This window comes from Kumtagia sp. (genome assembly GCF_059502445.1).
This window is the reverse complement of the sequence record NZ_JCACER010000107.1, coordinates 173,798-189,703: the sequence shown is the minus strand read 5'-3', so window position 1 is coordinate 189,703 and position 15,906 is coordinate 173,798. Positions and strand designations below refer to the sequence as shown.

Here is a 15,906-nt window from a genome sequence, read left to right as displayed (position 1 = left end):
AACCCGTCCCGATTCGTCCGCCCATCCATACAGGATGAGGTCATTGACAGCATCGGGGCCGTTGTATCTTATGTCAAATAGCTTTTTCATATTTGGAAAACATGGCCGTTCGGCCTCTCCGCCTCCGACCACGACAGGCCGCCATGACCCAATCCATCGGCTTCACCGACATCGACTTCGAGCGGACGGGAAAGCAGGTCGGCTTCCTGAACCTGCCGTCGTCGGTCCATGACGACGCCTGGGGCGTGGTGCGGGTGCCGCTGGCGGTGATCCGCAACGGCACGGGACCGACCGTGATCCTGCAGGGCGGCAACCACGGCGACGAGTATGAAGGGCCGATCGTGCTCGGCGAACTGATCCGGGATCTGGCGCCCGAACACATCAATGGCCGGCTGATCATCGTGCCCGCCATCAATACGCCGGCGGTCGAGGCGGCGCGCCGGGTCTCACCGCTCGACGGGCTGAACTTCAACCGCACCTTTCCCGGCGACCCGCTGGGCTCGATCACCCAGCAACTCTCCGCCTATGTCAACGACGTGCTGTTTCCGCTGGCCGACGCCTTCGTCGACCTGCATTCGGGCGGCTCGTCGCTGTCGATCATCCCGAGCGCCATCGTCGAGCCGGCCGAGGATGCCGAGCTGGCCGGCAGGATCCGCGCGGCGGTGCGGGCCTTCGGCGCGCCGATGACCGTGGTGATCTCCAATTTCGGCGATCCGCGCACCTCGACCGCGTCGGCCGTCCGGGCAGGGCTGGTGACGGTGGGCACCGAGATGGCCGGCACCGGCACGGTGTCGCCGGAGGCCGTGCGCATCTGCCGCGACGGGGTGCGCAACGTGCTTACCCATCTCGGTGTGCTGGAAGGTGAGGTCGCGCCGGCTTCGAGCGCGGCAGGCGACACGCTCTACGCCATTGCCGGTCCGCGCTCCTATGTCATGGCCACGCAAGCCGGCGTGTTCGAGCCCTATCAAGACCTCGGCGCGGCGGTGAGCGCCGGGCAGCCGGCCGGGCGCATCCACTTCCTCACCGATCCGCAGCGGACGCCGGAGGAACTGGTGCATGGCGCGGACGGCATCGTCTACGGCCGCCGGCACCCGGGCCGGGTCAAGCCCGGCAACTGCTGCATGGTTGTCGCGTCGAAATGCGAGGACCGACCGTGATCACGCTCGACGACATCCATGCCGCAGCCCTGCGCATCGCGCCGTATGTCAGGCGCACGCCGTTGCTGCGTGCGACAGCGCTCGACCGGCCGCCGACCGAGGCCTCGCTGTGGCTCAAGCTGGAATGCCTTCAGGCGACGGGCTCGTTCAAGGCGCGCGGCGCCACGAACCGCCTGCTGGCGACGCCCGCGGCCGAGCTGGCCGGCGGCGTCGTGACGGCTTCCGGCGGCAATCACGGCCTCGCGGTAGCGCGTGCCGCGCGCATCGCCGGCGTGCCCGCCACCATTTTCGTGCCGACGAACGCCTCCCCCGCCAAGATCGACAAGCTGCGGAAACTCGGCGCGACGGTCGAGGTGGTCGGATCGATCTGGAACGAGACCAATATGCATGCGCTGGCGTTCGCCGAGCGTCATGGCGCAGCCTATTTCCACCCGTTCGCCGATCCGCTGGTGCTGGCGGGCCAGGGAACCGTGGCGCTGGAGCTGCTGGAGGACAAGCCGGACCTCGACACCGTCCTCGTGGCGATCGGCGGCGGCGGCCTGATCACCGGCATGGCGGTGGCGCTGAAGGCGCTGAAGCCGTCCATCCGCATCGTCGGCATCGAGCCGACCGGCTCGCCGACCTTCCACGCCTCGCTGGCCGCCGGTGCGGTGGTGGCGCTGGACAAGGTGACGACCCGGGTCGCCACCATGGCCTGCGCGAAGACCGAGCCGGCGGTGTTCGCGCTGTCGAAGGACGCGATCGATGAGGTCGTGCTGGTCGAGGACGAGGAGATGGTGGAGGCGGCGCGCTGGCTTTGGTTCGAGCTCGGCCTCGCGGCCGACCTCAGCGGCGCCGCCGCGGTGGCGGCGCTGCGCACGGGCCGGCTGAGGCTGGAAGCCGGCAGCAACGCCTGCGCGCTGGTGTGCGGCGCCGGCCCCGAAGGCCTCGCCGGCTGAGCCGCCATGTATGACGGCCCGATCGTCGATGCCCACCACCATTTCTGGGATTTCGGTCTCGGCAGGCATCCGTGGCTGATGAGCGGCGAGGCCGGTGACGAAATCGCGCCGCTGCGGCGCGATTTCCTCCCCGACGATTATGCGCGGATGGCGGCTGGCTGCGGCATCGTCGGCAGCGTCCATGTCGAGGGCAACTGGGATCCGGCCGATCCGATGGGCGAGACCGAATGGCTCGACGGGCTCGAGCGGCCGGCGGGCATCGCGGCGCGCTACGTCGCCTACGCCCCGCTGCTCGAACCCCGCGCCGCCGGGATCCTGGAAAGGCACGCCGCGCACGAGCGCGTGGCCGGAATCCGCGAGATCCTGAGCTGGCATCCCGATCCCGCCAAGCGGCGTCTGCCCGACAACGATCGCTTGACCAGCCCGGTCTGGCGGCAGAACCTCGGCTTTCTCAGCCGCTACGGCTTCAGCTTCGACCTGCTCGTCTCGCCCTGGCAGCTCGACGACGTGCGCAGGCTGGCCGAGACCTTTCCGGACATCTCCTTCATCCTCAATCACTGCGGCAGTCCGATGGACCGGGATGCCGGCGGCATGCGACGCTGGCGCGCCGGGTTGGCTTCCGCGGCCAAGGCCGGCAACGTGTCGATCAAGATCTCCGACCCGGTCGCCTATGACCCGCACTGGAGCTTCGACAGCCTTGCCGACGTGATGCTGACGGCGATCGACCTGTTCGGCCCGGCACGCAGCATGTTCGCTAGCGACTACCCCGTCGCCGGCCTGCATATCGGCTTCGCCGAATGGATCGACGTCTTCAGGCGGGTGGCGGCGCGCTTTTCGGCGGCCGAGCAGCGGGCGATCTTTCACGACAACGCCGCCGCGCTCTACCGGATGGCCGACCATCCCCCGCAGCCCTGACCGGCAATACCTGCCGTTTCACGCCGCCACCAGATGGCCGCCGCCGATGTCCTGCAGGCGCAGCTTCGGTGGCGCGTCGCCGACGCGCCTGACGGCGCTCGGGATTTCGCTGTCGAGCCGGGCGAAGCGGACGCGGCGCAGCGCCGGCTCAGGGACCGGCACGGCCTCGATCAGCCGCTTGGTGTAGGGATGGCCCGGACTGGAGAAAACCTGATCGCGCGTGCCCATCTCGACGATCTGGCCGAGATACATCACCGCCACGCGATCCGAGATGTTTTCCACGACCGCCATGTCATGCGAGATGAACAGATAGGCCACGCCGAACTCGCGCTGGAGATCCTTCAGCAGCCGCAGCACACGCGCCTGAACCGATACGTCGAGGGCCGATACGCTTTCGTCGGCGACGATCAGCTTCGGCCGCAGCGCCAGCGCCCGCGCGATGCAGATGCGCTGCCTCTGCCCGCCGGAGAATTCGTGGGGATAGCGGTCCATGTGCTCGGGCGAAAGGCCGACGCGCTCGAACAGGGCGGCAACCCTTGCCTGCCGCTCGTCGCTGTCGCCGATCCTATGGATGACCAGCGGCTCGGCGACGAGGTCGCCCACGCGCATGCGCGGATCGAGGGAGGCGTAGGGATCCTGAAAGATCATCTGGACGTCGCGCCGCGCCGCCTTGCGCCCGGCGGCGCCGAGCGAGGCAAGGTCACGGCCGTTGATCGCGATGCCGCCGGTGTACGGCACGAGCCCGGCTATCGCCTTGGCGGTGGTAGACTTGCCGCAGCCGGATTCGCCCACCAGCGACAGCGTCTCACCCGGAGCGATGGAAAAGCTGACCCCCTCCACCGCATGCACCCGCCGGTCGACGCGGCCGAAAAAGCCGCCATGCAGATCGAAGCGGACATGCAGGTCGCGCACTTCGGCCACGTTGCGGGAGGTTTCGGGTTGGGAGCTGAAGCCTGTCGCGCCGCCCGCCGCACCGCCTTCGCGGCCCTTGCCGATGCGCGGCACCGCCGCCAGCAACTCGCGCGTGTAGTCTGCCCGGGGGCGGGCGAAGATGTCGAGCGCCCTGCCCGTTTCGACCATGCGGCCGTGCCGCATGATGATGACGCGATCCGCCATCTCCGCGACGACGCCCATGTCGTGGGTGATCAGGATGACGCTGGTGCCGTTCTCGCGCTGCAGGTCGCGCAGCAGCTCGAGCACCTCGCCCTGTACGGTGACGTCGAGCGCCGTGGTCGGCTCGTCGGCGATCAGCACGTCCGGCTGCAAGGCGAGCGCCATGGCGATCATGACGCGCTGGCGCATGCCGCCCGAGAGCTCATGCGGATATTGCTTCAGCCGGCTTTCGGCCGCGGGGATGCGCACCGCGTTCAGCGCCTCGATCGCCTTTCGGCGCGCTTCGTTGCGCGGCAGCGCGGTGTGCGCCTCGATCGCCTCCATGAGCTGCCGGCCGATCGTCAGCACCGGGTTCAGCGAGGTCATCGGCTCCTGGAAGATCATGGCGATGCGGTCGCCGCGTATGCGGCGCATGCGGCCTTCGTCAAGCGCGGTCAGCTCGGTGTCGCCGAGCCGGATCGTCCCTGATTTTATCCGGGCCGCCGGCCGCGGCAGCAGCCCCATGATGGCGAGCGAGGTCATCGACTTGCCGGACCCGGATTCGCCGACGATGCAGAGCGTCTCGCCTTTTTGCAAGGCGAAGGAGAGGTCGGACACGACCTCGCGCTCGCCCTCCTCGCCGCGGACGGAGACGGTGAGGTTGGATACGGTGAGGATGGGGGCGGCTGTCATCAGGACGGCCACCCGCCGAAGTCGGTATTCCTTCGCACCCCCCTCTGTCCTGCCGGACATCTCCCCCGCAAGGGGGGAGATTGGCTGTCAACTCCGCTTTCGCCAATCTCCAATCTTGCAGGACGAGCGGCAAAATCGAAGCTGCCAATCTCCCCCCTTGCGGGGAAGATATCCGGCAGGACAGAGGGGGGTGCGAAGGGATGCGGGCGATCAACGATTAACCTGCAATCCCCCAAGGTGTCTGGACACGCAACCGTCATCATTCGAACACGACACGCGGGAAATAGAACGACACCACCCAGTTGGGCATGTCGACGATCTCGCTGATCCTGAGATCGCCGCAGACCGAGCCGAGCATGTAGGCCTCGACCGGGTCGAGGCCGTAGCGGCCGGCGAGCAGATCGACCATCTGCGAAACCGCGGCTTTCGCGCCGCTCATCAGGTCCGGCCCGACGCCTGTCGTCACTTGGTAGCCCTTCGCGTCCAGATGGCGCGTCACCGGACCCGGCGTGGTGAAGCGCGGGAACCGCAGCCGCGCGTCCTTGACCAGGTCGATGGTGAGCACCGCGTTCATCGGGCTTTCGATCGCCGTGCCGCAGACCTCGCCGTCGCCCTGCGCGGCGTGCGTGTCGCCGACCGAGAACAGGGCTCCGGCGACCTCGACCGGCAGGTAGAGCACGGTGCCGGCCGCGAGATCGCGGATATCGAGATTGCCGCCCATGCGGCGCGGCGGCACGACGGAATGGAGGCCCGCCTCCGCCGGCGCGTTGCCGATGGTGCCGGCGAACGGCTTCAGGGGGACCCGCGCGTTTTTGCCGAACAGGGCGGGCTCCAGTGAAGACGCATCGTATTTCCAGATGTTCAGCGCCGGTTCCGTGAAATCGTCGGCAAGCAGGCCGAAGCCCGGAATGTTCGCCGTCCAGCCGAAGCCGGACGGTTTGAACTGCTCGATGGTGATCTTGAGCGCGTCGCCCGGCTCCGCCCCCTCGACGAAGATCGGGCCGGTGACCGGGTTGACCCTGGCGAAGTCGAGCTTCGGCACGTCGACGACGGTGCTGTCGGCATCGAACTGGCCGCCGGACGAGTCCAGGCACTCGAATTCGATGGTCGAGCCCGGTGCCACCCGCTCGGCTGGGACAAACGAGTTGTCCCAGCCGAAATGATGATTGCGCCCGTGGATGGTGTAGTCGCAGTTATTGCACATCGTTCACATACACGTAGTCGTAGTTGATCGGGATGTGGACCGGGTCGACATAGAGGTTGTCGGCACCGCCCATGCGCGGCGACTTCATGGTGAAGCGCTGCTCGTTGAACACCGGCGCCCAGGGCGCGTCCTCCATGACCTTGCCGTAGATCTCGCTCCACAGCTTGTAGCGCTCCTCGGCCTTGGCCGGATCGACGATGGAGTCTGCTTCCGCAGCCTTCTTGTCGAGATCCTCGTTGCAGTACCAGGCCCAGTTCCAGCCGCCCGGCACCGCGCCGCCGCAGCCCAGGATCGGGCCGTAGAAGTTGGACGGATCGGGGAAGTCGGCGATCCAGGCCATGCCGCCGGACCAGATCATCGGGGCGCCGGCTTTGTCGCCGCCGGCGGCGATGACATTGGCCTGCGCCAGCGACTGCAGGCTTGCCTTGATGCCGATGGCCGCGAGATCCTGCTGGATCGCCTGGGCGATGCGCGGGTTGGGATCGGTGTTCATGACGAACAGCTCCGTCTCGAAGCCGTCGGGATGGCCGGCTTCGGCGAGCAGGGCCTTGGCCTTCTCCGGCTCATAGGCATAACCCTTGAAGGCCTTGTCGTAGCCCGGCATGGACGGCGGCAGCGGCTGGTTGGCCGGCACGGCGCGGTTGTTGATAAGCTGGACGATGCGGTCCTTGTTGATCGCCATGTTGACGGCCTGGCGAACCTTGACGTTGTCGAACGGCGCCATGGTGGTGTTCATGGTGACGTAGCCGGTGTGGAGCTGGCCGCCGACCACGACGCGCGCCTTCTGCTCGGGATCGTTCATCACCTCCTGGAATTTCGCCGGCGGGATGCCGTCGCCCGGAATGTCGACCTCGCCCTTCTGCAGGCGCAGCAGCGCGACGATAGGCTCCTGGCCGATCTCGAAGGTGATCTTGTCGAGATAGGGCAGGCCCTTGCGCCAATGATCCGGGTTGCGCTCGAAGACGAGCCGCTGGCCGAGCGTCCACTCCGCCATCCTGTAGGCGCCGGTGCCGACCGGGTTCTTGCCGAAATCGGCGCCGTGCTGCTCGACCGCCTCCTTCGGCACAACGTGTGAAAAATTGATCGCCATGACGTGCAGGAAGGTGGCGTCGGGGCGTGACAGCTCGATCTTCACCGTCGACGGATCGACGACGGTGACGCCGGACAGGCTCTCGGACTTGCCGGCGGCGACGTCCTCGAAGCCTACGATCGAGGCGAAGAAGCCGGCGCCGGGGCTCTGCGTCTTCGGGTTGGTGACGCGGTCGAGCGAGTACTTGACGTCGTCCGCCGTCATCTCGCGGCCGTTGTGGAATTTCACCCCCTTGCGCAGCTTGAAGGTGAAGGTCTTGCCGTCCGGCGAAATCTCGTAGCTCTCCGCCAGGTCGGGCCGCAGGTTGGTGGTTCCGGGTTCGTAGTCCATCAACCCGTCGTAAAGGCTCTTGATCATCGACCAGTTCTGCCAGTCGTAGCCGATGGCCGGGTCGAGGGTTGCCACGTCGTCCTTGTAGGTGATCACGACCTCGCCGCCCGCCTTGGCGCTGGGATCGAGATTTTCCTCCTGCGCCTTGGCCGGAGAGAGCGCGAGCATCAGCGCAAGCGCCGATGCGGCCACGGTGGAAGCCAGATAGGTTTTCATGCCAGTGTTCCCTTCTTCATTGTGGTTCTCTTACTCAACGCAGCTTTATGCGCGGATCGATGAACGGCGCGACGATGTCGGCCAGCAGGTTGCCGAGCACGATGGCGCAGGCCGAAACCAGCGTGACGCCCATGATGATCGGAATGTCGACGCGCTGGATCGCCTGCCAGGCGAGCTGGCCGATGCCCGGCCAGCCGAACACGCTTTCCACCACGACGATGCCGCCCATGAAGATGCCGACGTCGATGCCGATCATGGCGATCACCGGCAGGATGGCGTTGGGCAGGGCATGGCGGAAAAGGATGGTGCCGCGGGCGAGCCCCTTGGCGCGGGCGGTGCGCATGTAGTCCTGGCGCAGCACGTCGATCATCGACGAGCGCATCATGCGCGAATACCAGCCGGCGCCGAGCACGCCCAGCGTCAGCGACGGCAGCACGAGATGGCGCCAGGTCCCGTAACCGCCGATCGGAAACCAGCCGAACCGCACCGCGAAGACGTAGAGCAGCAGCAGCCCGACGACGAATTGCGGCGCCGACACGCCGACGAAGGAGCCTACCATCAGGGCCTGGTCGGTGGCGCTGCCGCGCTTGACCGCCGCGACGATGCCCATCGTCAAGCCGATCGCCAGCTCGCATAGGATGGCGCCGAGCATCAGCAGCAGGCTCGCCGGCAGCCGCGACACGATCAGTTCGCTGACCTGCGAGCGCTGGATATAAGAGCGGCCGAGATCGCCGCTGAGCAGATTCAGCAGATGGCGCCAGTACTGGACGAAGAAGGGCTGGTCGAGGCCGAGCTGGCGGCGGATGTTCTCCACCGTCTCCGGGGTGGCGCTGCGGCCGGCGATCTGGCGCACCGGGTCGGCAGGCAGGAGATAGAGCAGCGCGAAGGTGATGATCGACACGCCGAGCAGAATGAGCGCGGACTGGACGAGACGGCGGCTGAGATAGGCGATCATGCCTGGCCCCGCTGCGTCGGATCGAGCACGTCGCGCAAGGCGTCGCCGACGAGATTGAAGGCGAGCGCCAGCGCCAGGATTGCCGCGCCCGGGAAAAAGACCAACCAGGGTGCCGCCTGGAAATAGGTCTGGTTCTCGAAGATGATGTTGCCCCACGACGCTGTCGGCGGCTGCACCCCGATGCCGAGATAGGAGAGCGTCGCCTCGAGCAGCACCGTGGTCGAGATGCCGAGCGTTCCCCACACGATGATCGTCGGCAGGAGATGCGGCAGAATATGACGGAACAGGATGCGCGGCGTGCCGGCGCCCAGCGTCCGCTCGGCGTCGATGAATTCGCGTTCGGCGAGCGAGCTCGTCTCCGTGTAGAGGACGCGTGCCGTCTGCACCCAGTTCACCAGCGCGATCACCAGCGCCACGATCCACAGGCTGGGCTGCAGGATGGCGGCCAGGCAGATGGCGAGCAGCAAGGCGGGGAACGCCATCATCAGATCGGTGAAGCGCATGAGGACGCCGCCGATCCAGCCGCGAAAGAACCCGGCCGTCACGCCGACCAGCGTGCCGATCAGCAGCGCGGCGCCGTTGGCGACGATGCCGATGATGAGGGAGGTGCGCGCGCCATAAAGGATGCGGGTGGCGAGGTCGCGGCCGAGCAGATCGGTGCCGAGCCAGAATTGCGCGCTCGGCGGCAGCGGCGCGCCTTCCAGCGTCAATCCGTCGAACATCTGCTCATTGGGATCGTAGGGCGTGAGCCAGGGCGCGAGGATAGCCGCGCCGATCGTGGCGACGATGACCAGCAGGCCGAGCAATGCCAGCCTGCGCCGCAGCAGGGCGCGCCAAACGCCGGTCCGGGGCCGGATCGCGGTCGCAGCAGCGCCGACGTCAGGCGAGATGGGAATGGTCATCGCCCTCCCTCTCGTCCGGCCGCGTCATGGCGACGACGCGGCGTGCCGCTTCCTCCATGCTGATCTGCCAGCTCATGGCGAGCGAACGCAGCTGCGCATAGGCCCTGTCGTCGTCCACGCCCTGCGTCGTGAGCGCGGCGACGGCGCGCACGATCGTCTGCCGTTCCGCCACGCGCGCCTGCAGCGCTGCGATCTCGTCGGCCAGCCGCCGGCGCGCGCCGAAGGACTGGCGCGCGATCAGCAGGGCGCTGTAGACACCGGCATTGCCGATCGGCTTCAGCAGTTGCGCGTCGGCCTTGTGCGATAGCGCCCATTCGATACGGCCCGGCGCCTCCGAGCCGATCAGCGCGATCAGCGGCATCGGCGCCTCCCCGGGACGCCAGGGAAACTGCTCGTCGAAGCCGAAATCGACGTCGAAGAACACGAAGTCGGCCGCCAGGGCCTCCGGCGGCAGCTCGGGCCAGCACTCGGTCGCCTCGAGCCCGATCGCCGTCAACTGGCGCATGATCGCCGCCACGGTGGGGTGCGGCCGGTGCAGGACGAATGCCTTGGCGCCGCCCAGGTTGGGGATGCGGGAGACCCGGCTCATCACACCACCTTCAGTCGCGGCCGCCGGAAGGTACCGGTGCGGTCGTAGCGCGAGAGATACGGATCGGGCGCCACGGCATCGATGCGGCTCACCGTCTCGAAGGCCTGACCGGCGATGCGGCCGATCTCGACCGGCAGGGTGGCGTGCTGCGTCTGCGGATCGATGCTTGTCCGGCCGAAAGGAGTCTCGAAGACGCGGCTGCGGAATATCTCCGGCAGATCGGCAAAGCCGGCGTCCGGCTTCGCCGCGAGCACCTGCGCCAGGACCTGCACGGAGGCGTAGACCGCGGCTTCGAAGGAGGAGGCCGGAGCGGGCCGGCCGGAGAACAACGCGCCGTAGACGGAAGGGCCGCCGGCGGGCTTGTGGAAATACGGACCCGCCGACAGATGCCCGCGGCCGGCCTCGCCGATGGCCGGCAGCTCGCATTCGGACAGGTTGCAGGACAGCAGCGGGCACCGCTCCGGTGCGAAATGCGGGTCCTCGAGGGCGAGCCGGGCATAGGCCTCGAAGAAGGCATAGGACGAGGTGCCGATCAGGTTGTTGAGGATGAAGTCCGGCCGCGTCGCCCGGATCTCGTCGACCAGCCGCTGCACGTCGGCCTCGCCGATCGGGAGGTAGCGCTCGCCGAGGACTTTCCCGCCGGCGTCGGCGATCAGGTCGCGGGCAACGCGGTTCGTCTCCCAGCCCCAGATGTAGTTCGAGCCGAGCAGAAATCCGTCGGCGCCGTGCCGGGGAACGACGTGGGCCAGCAGCGGCACGAGATGCTGGTTCGGGCAGGCGTGCATGTAGACGACGTGCTCGTTCGCCTCGAACCCCTCATAGGGGCAGGCGTACCAGAGCGTCGCGCCGGCCTTTTCGAGGACCGGGATCGTCTCCTTGCGGCTCCACGAAGTGACGCAGCCGACGACATGCCGGGCGCCGCTGCTGCGCAGGATGTCGTCGCAGAGCGGCGCGTATTGGTCGATATTGCCTTTCGGGTCGCGCTCGACCGGCACCAGTTCGAAGGCGCCGGCGGGATCGGCGTTCACATCGGCGATGGCGCTCAGGGCGCCCGTCCTGCACGCCTCCGAGATCAGCCGGTAGGTGCCGGAGCGCGCATAAAGGATGCCTATCTCGATTTGCTTCTTCACGGGCCGCCTGAAAACGAAAATGCCCCGCAGCCGTCGCCAGGATGAGGCGGGGCTAGCGAGGCATGTGTGCCGTCCGGCATCCGGGGCCGGTATTTCCCACCTACCCTATTCCTGCCCGGGCGGCAGTCAAGAGCGTTGTTGCTTGCCGGGGGGCCAATCGACGTGCCGGCCGGCCGGGCGACGTCGGCCATCGCGACGCCGCCGCTCGAGAGCCGGCTGGCCTTGGTCTTCTTGCGACTGGACCGAGCGAACCGTCCAGCCGGATCGAAACGGTGCCGCCCGGCCCGGCGCAAGTCGCATTTATCGATCCAGAGGATCAATCGCGTCTTTCAGCGGTCGGGCACGCCGGCAGCCGTGCCCGGGAAGTCCGTTTCGGTCCGAGGCGTCGACGACCGCTCGGAACCACGCCCGAACCCGGCCATTCACCCGACGGCCGGGTTTCAGGACGGCTTCCTAGATAAGGGCTATCGCCCGGGTCGGTCCGCCCGTAGCTCCCTTGACCTTGGGAATTCCCAGGAACAGACGTGCCCCTGTCTCGGGGATGGCGTCCAGATTCGCCAGGCATTCGACGCCCCAACGGCCGCTGCCCAGCCATTCGTAATGGACGGGAAATTGCCCGCCGGAATTCAATCCTGTGTCCAGGGACAGCGTATCGACACCTATGCCCTTGACGTTACGCTCGCTCATCAGGAATTGCGCTGCTTCGATATGGAAGCCAGGTGTGTGGTTCTTTTTTTCGTTGTCGTTCCCGGTGAATTTTGGGTCGCCGACGAGCTTGTGCCAGCCGGAATTCATGACGACGCAACAACCCTCGGGAAGCGGACCGTTTTTCGACTCCCAGCCTTTGATGTCGTCGGGCGTGAGCGCGGTATCCGCGTCCTCGGCCGCGCGCGCCGAGATGTTTATGACCGCGATCGGCACGATGAGATCCCTGATCGGGATCAGATCCGCAGTCATCCCATCCGCCGAGAAGTGTATCGGCGCATCCATGTGCGTTCCACTATGCTCGACGATCGTCCAGCGATTGAGGTTCACCCTGTCCTTGGCGAAAGTGACGAGCTGTTCCACCGTGAACCACTTCTCGCCGCTGAATGTCGGAAATCCCTCGTAGAGCGTGTGCGAGAGATCGACCGTCTCGGTGAAACTCGTCGCAGCCGCCTGCGCCGGGGGCACGGCCGGAAGGGCTGCGGCAGCGGCAGCGCCCAGACCCAGCGTGAAGCCGGTTTTCAGAAGGCCTCTTCGTGTAGCTTGTTCACAGATCGAATGTAGACATCCCGGAGGACACATTGGTTTCTCCACCCCATTGTCGATTCTATACTAACTATTTAGTTTATCCATGCGTGCTAACGCCCCTTTGCGAGGAGCATTCACCCTTCCATGAGCTGTTTGAGAGATCTCACCGCCACGGCGTAACCGCGCGGGCCGAGGCCCGCGATCACCGCGGTGGCGACCTTCGACACGAGGGATCTGTGGTAGATTTCCTCGCGACGGTGGATGTTCGAGATGTGCAGCTCGACGATGGGATGGGCGGACATCTTCAGCGCGTCGAGTATCGGGATCGAGGTAAAGCTCAGGCCCGCGGGATTGATCACGATGCCTGAGCCGGCATCGACTGCCTCATGGATCCAGTTCACGATTTCACCCTCGAAATTCGACTGGTGGAAGCGAACCGTCCAACCATCCGCAGCCTCCCGGCACATCTGCTCGATCTCGGCCAGCGTCGTCGTTCCGTAGATCTCCGGCTCGCGCATGCCGAGGCGATTGAGGTTGGGTCCATTGAGGACGAAGATCGGCGTCTTGCTCATGACTTACCCCTGATAGCCGAGCAGTCGCGGCAGCCACAGCACCAGCGACGGAAAGAAGGTGATGAGAACGAGCGCGCCGATCATGGCATAGAGGAACGGCAGCACGTCGCGTACGATATCCCGGAGCGGCACCTTGGCGATGCGGGTCATGATGAACAGCAGCAGGCCGTAAGGTGGCGTCACCAGGCCGAGCATGATGTTGACCACGCACATGACGCCGAAATGGACGAGGTCGATACCCAGTGCATTCGCCGTCGGTATGAACACCGGCAGGATAACGAGGATGATCGTCGTTCCCTCGAGGACGCAGCCCAGCAGCAGCAGGACGACGTTGACGAGGATGAGGAATCCGGTCGGCGACAGGTCCCAGTTGGTAAGGACGGCGCTCAACGCATGCGGGATGTTCTCGACGGTCACCACATAGTTGAACACCAGCGCCCCCGCGATCAGCATGCCGATCGAGGCGGTGGTGCGGGCGCTGGCGAGGATCGAACGGTAGAACTCGGCGAAGCTGACGCTCCGGTAGAGCACCACCGAGATCAGCAGCGCGTAGGCGGCGGCGACGGCTGCCGCCTCGGTCGGCGTCGTGATTCCGGAATAGATGCCGCCGAGCAGCACGACCGGCATCAGAAGCGCCGGCAGGGCCCGCCAGGTGATGCCCGGAATCTTGCGCAGCGGCGTCGGCGGCTCGACCGGGAAGTTGCGGGCGCGCGCATGGATGCCGACCAGGATCATTTGCGACAGCGCCATCAGCAGGCCGGGGACGACGCCGCCGAGGAACAGGTAACCGATCGATGCGTCCGAGACGAGCGCGTAGATGATCATCGGTATGGAGGGGGGGATGATGGGCCCGATGACCGAGGTCGCCGCCGTCAGCGCCGCGGCGTAGCTGGCGGGATATTTGCCGTCCGCCGTCATCATGTTCTGCATGATCTTGCCTGAGCCGGCGGCATCGGCGATGGCCGAGCCCGACATGCCGGCGAAGATGATCGACTGCAGCACGTTGACCTGCGCCAGGCCACCGCGGAAGCGGCCGACGATGGCGTTGCAGAAGGTCATCAGCCGTTCGGTCATCGAGCCGATGTTCATCAGCTCGGCGGCCAGGATGAACAGCGGCACGGCCAGGATGATGTAATTGGAGTACATGCCGTTGAGGAACTGCTCGGCGACAGTGCCCATGTCGAGGCCGGCCAGCAGCAGATAGAGGATCGAGCCGGCGATCATCGCGTGCCCGACCGGCAGTCCGAGCAGCGCCAGCGCCGTGATCGCGACGATGGCGATGGAAAAGGGACTGGCGATCGTCATACGCCGGATCCCGCCTTGGTCGGGTCGAACTCGTCGGGCGCAGACCCGCGCAGCACCTGCCAGGAAAGCCACAGGTAGCGAACGATGATGGCGATGACGAAAATGACGTAGATGGAAAACAGCCAGTCGAAGCGCAGTTTCAGATAGGCGCTCTTCTCGACCTTCATGAAGGAGACGTAGTCGAACACCGCCGGAAAGGAGACGGCGTAGAGGGTGACAAGGGCGCAAGCCGATATCAGGAACATGGCGCTGCGCACCCTTGGCCCGACCGACGCGTAGATCAGGTCGAAACGCATCTCCTCCTGCTCGGTGAGGACGAAGGCCGCCCCCCAGAGCACCATCCAGATCCAGAGGATGGCGGAAAGCTCGTTGGTCCAGCCGGTCGGCCAGTTCATCACGTAGCGAAAGAAAATCTGCAGAAGAAATGCGAAGAACATGACCGCCAGCATCGCGGCCAGCACGTTCTCCGCGCGGCGGTAAAGCCAGCCGCCCAGTCGGCTCAGTCCCGGGTTCATGCGTCCAATCCAGTGGCGCGGCGCCTGGCCGCGATGGCAGGAATGCGGGGCGGCAGGCGCCGGCCCCGCACGATCAGCTCACATGGCATTGATCTTGTCGACCATTCCTGCCGGCCAGTCCTTGGCGAGGTCGGAGACGAGATACTGCTCCTGCACGTGCTTGCGGAACGCGGTGACGTCCGGCTCGTAGATCTTCAGGCCCTTCGCCTTGAAGGTCTCGACCAGCTCCTTCTCGCGGGCGAGATGTTTTTCGGTCGAGAAGTCGATCGCCTTGTCCGCCGCCGCCTGGACCTTCGCCTGCTTGTCGGCGCCCATCTCGTCCCAGACCTTCTTCGATATGCTAAGCAGGTCGAAGCCGACGAGATGCGCGGTCAGCACGATCTGGCTCATCACCTCGTAGAACTTCATGTTCTCGACATTGGGCAGCGGATTGTCCTGCCCGTCGATGGCGCCCGTCTGCAGACCGGTATAGACCTCCGCATAGGCCATGGGCGTGGGATTGGCACCCAGAGCCGTCCCCAGGAACTGCCAGGCGTCGCCGCCCGGCATGCGCAGCTTGACGCCGGCGAGATCGGCGGGGGTCTTGATCTCCTTGTCCGGCTTCAGCCCGACCTGACGCACGCCGAAATAGGTAGGGCCGAGAATCTTCACGCCGAGCTGGTCCTCGGTCATCTTCTTCAGCTCGGCTCCGGCATCGCTGGCGAAGAAGGCCTTGAGATGCGCGGCATCGCGGAACAGGTAACCCGCCGTCACGATCGACCAGGCCGGAATCTGCTTTGAGATGTCCTGCGGCGCGATGTTGCCCATCTCCAGATTGCCGCGCTGGATGGCGACCAGCTCGGTGCCCTGCTTGAACAGGTTGCCGCCATAGTAGCCTTCGAAGGCGAAGTCGTCAGCGACGGCCTCGGCGAACGTCTTCATCATTTCGGCGCGGATGTCTTGGTCGGAAAACACGGCCGAGAAGCGCAGCTTCGGCTTGTCCTGCGCCAAGGCAGGGAAAGCGGCCGCCGCGGTGAGAAGTCCGGTTGCCGCCAGGAACTGGCGGCGGGTCGATTGCAGTCTCATGTCAT

Annotated in this window: 15 protein-coding genes; 3 read left to right on the top strand and 12 right to left on the bottom strand. The window is 66.1% G+C overall.

The features are described 5' to 3' along the window. Positions 1-143: 143 nt before the first annotated feature. The 3 genes from AC5JDC_RS28645 to AC5JDC_RS28635 are packed head-to-tail and all read left to right on the top strand — an operon-like array spanning position 144 to position 3,010. Positions 144-1,157, top strand: a complete 1,014-nt coding sequence (locus tag AC5JDC_RS28645) for a succinylglutamate desuccinylase/aspartoacylase family protein (RefSeq protein WP_495846860.1) — start codon at positions 144-146, stop codon at positions 1,155-1,157. Next, entirely contained in the window at positions 1,154-2,095 is a 942-nt protein-coding gene (locus AC5JDC_RS28640; protein WP_495846858.1) for a threonine ammonia-lyase, read from the top strand. Before AC5JDC_RS28645 ends, AC5JDC_RS28640 begins: the two co-directional genes overlap by 4 nt. A gap of 6 nt (positions 2,096-2,101) precedes the next feature. Next, complete coding sequence (locus AC5JDC_RS28635; protein ID WP_495846856.1) at positions 2,102-3,010, top strand: amidohydrolase family protein; 909 nt, start codon at positions 2,102-2,104, stop codon at positions 3,008-3,010. Between the two features lie 18 nt (positions 3,011-3,028). Here the strand turns inward: AC5JDC_RS28635 and AC5JDC_RS28630 are convergent, their stop codons facing one another. The 12 genes from AC5JDC_RS28630 to dctP all read right to left on the bottom strand — a co-directional run bounded on the left by AC5JDC_RS28630 (position 3,029) and on the right by dctP (position 15,901). Continuing rightward, positions 3,029-4,795 (bottom strand): ABC transporter ATP-binding protein, encoded by a 1,767-nt coding sequence (locus tag AC5JDC_RS28630; protein WP_495846854.1) that lies wholly within the window; start codon positions 4,793-4,795, stop codon positions 3,029-3,031. Positions 4,796-5,054: 259 nt separating this feature from the next. Next, positions 5,055-5,999 carry an acetamidase/formamidase family protein gene (locus AC5JDC_RS28625; protein ID WP_495846852.1) on the bottom strand — a complete coding sequence of 315 codons (945 nt, stop codon included), beginning with the start codon at positions 5,997-5,999 and terminating at the stop codon, positions 5,055-5,057. After that, positions 5,989-7,635, bottom strand: a complete 1,647-nt coding sequence (locus AC5JDC_RS28620) for an ABC transporter substrate-binding protein (RefSeq protein ID WP_495846850.1) — start codon at positions 7,633-7,635, stop codon at positions 5,989-5,991. The genes AC5JDC_RS28625 and AC5JDC_RS28620 overlap by 11 nt, the downstream gene beginning before the upstream one ends. 34 nt (positions 7,636-7,669) lie before the next feature. Further along, positions 7,670-8,590 (bottom strand): ABC transporter permease, encoded by a 921-nt coding sequence (locus tag AC5JDC_RS28615; RefSeq protein WP_495846848.1) that lies wholly within the window; start codon positions 8,588-8,590, stop codon positions 7,670-7,672. After that, the gene (locus AC5JDC_RS28610) at positions 8,587-9,492 is read right to left on the bottom strand and encodes an ABC transporter permease (protein WP_106770543.1); all 906 of its coding nucleotides are present in this window, start codon (positions 9,490-9,492) and stop codon (positions 8,587-8,589) included. The genes AC5JDC_RS28615 and AC5JDC_RS28610 overlap by 4 nt, the downstream gene beginning before the upstream one ends. Beyond that, positions 9,470-10,081: an ANTAR domain-containing response regulator gene (locus tag AC5JDC_RS28605; RefSeq protein WP_106770544.1), complete on the bottom strand. Its 612-nt coding sequence runs from the start codon at positions 10,079-10,081 to the stop codon at positions 9,470-9,472. The genes AC5JDC_RS28610 and AC5JDC_RS28605 overlap by 23 nt, the downstream gene beginning before the upstream one ends. After that, complete coding sequence (locus tag AC5JDC_RS28600) at positions 10,081-11,211, bottom strand: transporter substrate-binding protein (protein WP_495846845.1); 1,131 nt, start codon at positions 11,209-11,211, stop codon at positions 10,081-10,083. The genes AC5JDC_RS28605 and AC5JDC_RS28600 overlap by 1 nt, the downstream gene beginning before the upstream one ends. A 453-nt stretch (positions 11,212-11,664) precedes the next feature. Continuing rightward, positions 11,665-12,498, bottom strand: coding sequence for a cyclase family protein (locus AC5JDC_RS28595; protein ID WP_106770546.1), 834 nt, complete (start codon positions 12,496-12,498; stop codon positions 11,665-11,667). Positions 12,499-12,578: 80 nt separating this feature from the next. Further along, positions 12,579-13,016: a type II 3-dehydroquinate dehydratase gene (locus AC5JDC_RS28590; protein WP_106770547.1), complete on the bottom strand. Its 438-nt coding sequence runs from the start codon at positions 13,014-13,016 to the stop codon at positions 12,579-12,581. A gap of 3 nt (positions 13,017-13,019) precedes the next feature. Next, positions 13,020-14,321 carry a TRAP transporter large permease gene (locus AC5JDC_RS28585; protein ID WP_106770548.1) on the bottom strand — a complete coding sequence of 434 codons (1,302 nt, stop codon included), beginning with the start codon at positions 14,319-14,321 and terminating at the stop codon, positions 13,020-13,022. Next, positions 14,318-14,836 (bottom strand): TRAP transporter small permease, encoded by a 519-nt coding sequence (locus AC5JDC_RS28580; RefSeq protein WP_495846842.1) that lies wholly within the window; start codon positions 14,834-14,836, stop codon positions 14,318-14,320. The genes AC5JDC_RS28585 and AC5JDC_RS28580 overlap by 4 nt, the downstream gene beginning before the upstream one ends. A gap of 78 nt (positions 14,837-14,914) precedes the next feature. Continuing rightward, complete coding sequence (gene dctP / locus AC5JDC_RS28575) at positions 14,915-15,901, bottom strand: TRAP transporter substrate-binding protein DctP (protein WP_495846840.1); 987 nt, start codon at positions 15,899-15,901, stop codon at positions 14,915-14,917. Positions 15,902-15,906: the final 5 nt, after the last annotated feature.

Bases quoted from the DNA above. Each gene is read 5' to 3' on its own strand.
- AC5JDC_RS28645 (WP_495846860.1), top strand. From the start codon at position 144: ATGACCCAATCCATCGGCTTCACCGACATCGACTTCGAGCGGACGGGA.
- AC5JDC_RS28635 (WP_495846856.1), top strand. From the start codon at position 2,102: ATGTATGACGGCCCGATCGTCGATGCCCACCACCATTTCTGGGATTTC.
- AC5JDC_RS28630 (WP_495846854.1), bottom strand. From the start codon at position 4,795: ATGACAGCCGCCCCCATCCTCACCGTATCCAACCTCACCGTCTCCGTC.
- AC5JDC_RS28625 (WP_495846852.1), bottom strand. From the start codon at position 5,999: ATGTGCAATAACTGCGACTACACCATCCACGGGCGCAATCATCATTTC.
- AC5JDC_RS28620 (WP_495846850.1), bottom strand. From the start codon at position 7,635: ATGAAAACCTATCTGGCTTCCACCGTGGCCGCATCGGCGCTTGCGCTG.
- AC5JDC_RS28615 (WP_495846848.1), bottom strand. From the start codon at position 8,590: ATGATCGCCTATCTCAGCCGCCGTCTCGTCCAGTCCGCGCTCATTCTG.
- AC5JDC_RS28610 (WP_106770543.1), bottom strand. From the start codon at position 9,492: ATGACCATTCCCATCTCGCCTGACGTCGGCGCTGCTGCGACCGCGATC.
- AC5JDC_RS28605 (WP_106770544.1), bottom strand. From the start codon at position 10,081: ATGAGCCGGGTCTCCCGCATCCCCAACCTGGGCGGCGCCAAGGCATTC.
- AC5JDC_RS28595 (WP_106770546.1), bottom strand. From the start codon at position 12,498: ATGTGTCCTCCGGGATGTCTACATTCGATCTGTGAACAAGCTACACGA.
- AC5JDC_RS28590 (WP_106770547.1), bottom strand. From the start codon at position 13,016: ATGAGCAAGACGCCGATCTTCGTCCTCAATGGACCCAACCTCAATCGC.
- AC5JDC_RS28585 (WP_106770548.1), bottom strand. From the start codon at position 14,321: ATGACGATCGCCAGTCCCTTTTCCATCGCCATCGTCGCGATCACGGCG.
- AC5JDC_RS28580 (WP_495846842.1), bottom strand. From the start codon at position 14,836: ATGAACCCGGGACTGAGCCGACTGGGCGGCTGGCTTTACCGCCGCGCG.
- dctP (WP_495846840.1), bottom strand. From the start codon at position 15,901: ATGAGACTGCAATCGACCCGCCGCCAGTTCCTGGCGGCAACCGGACTT.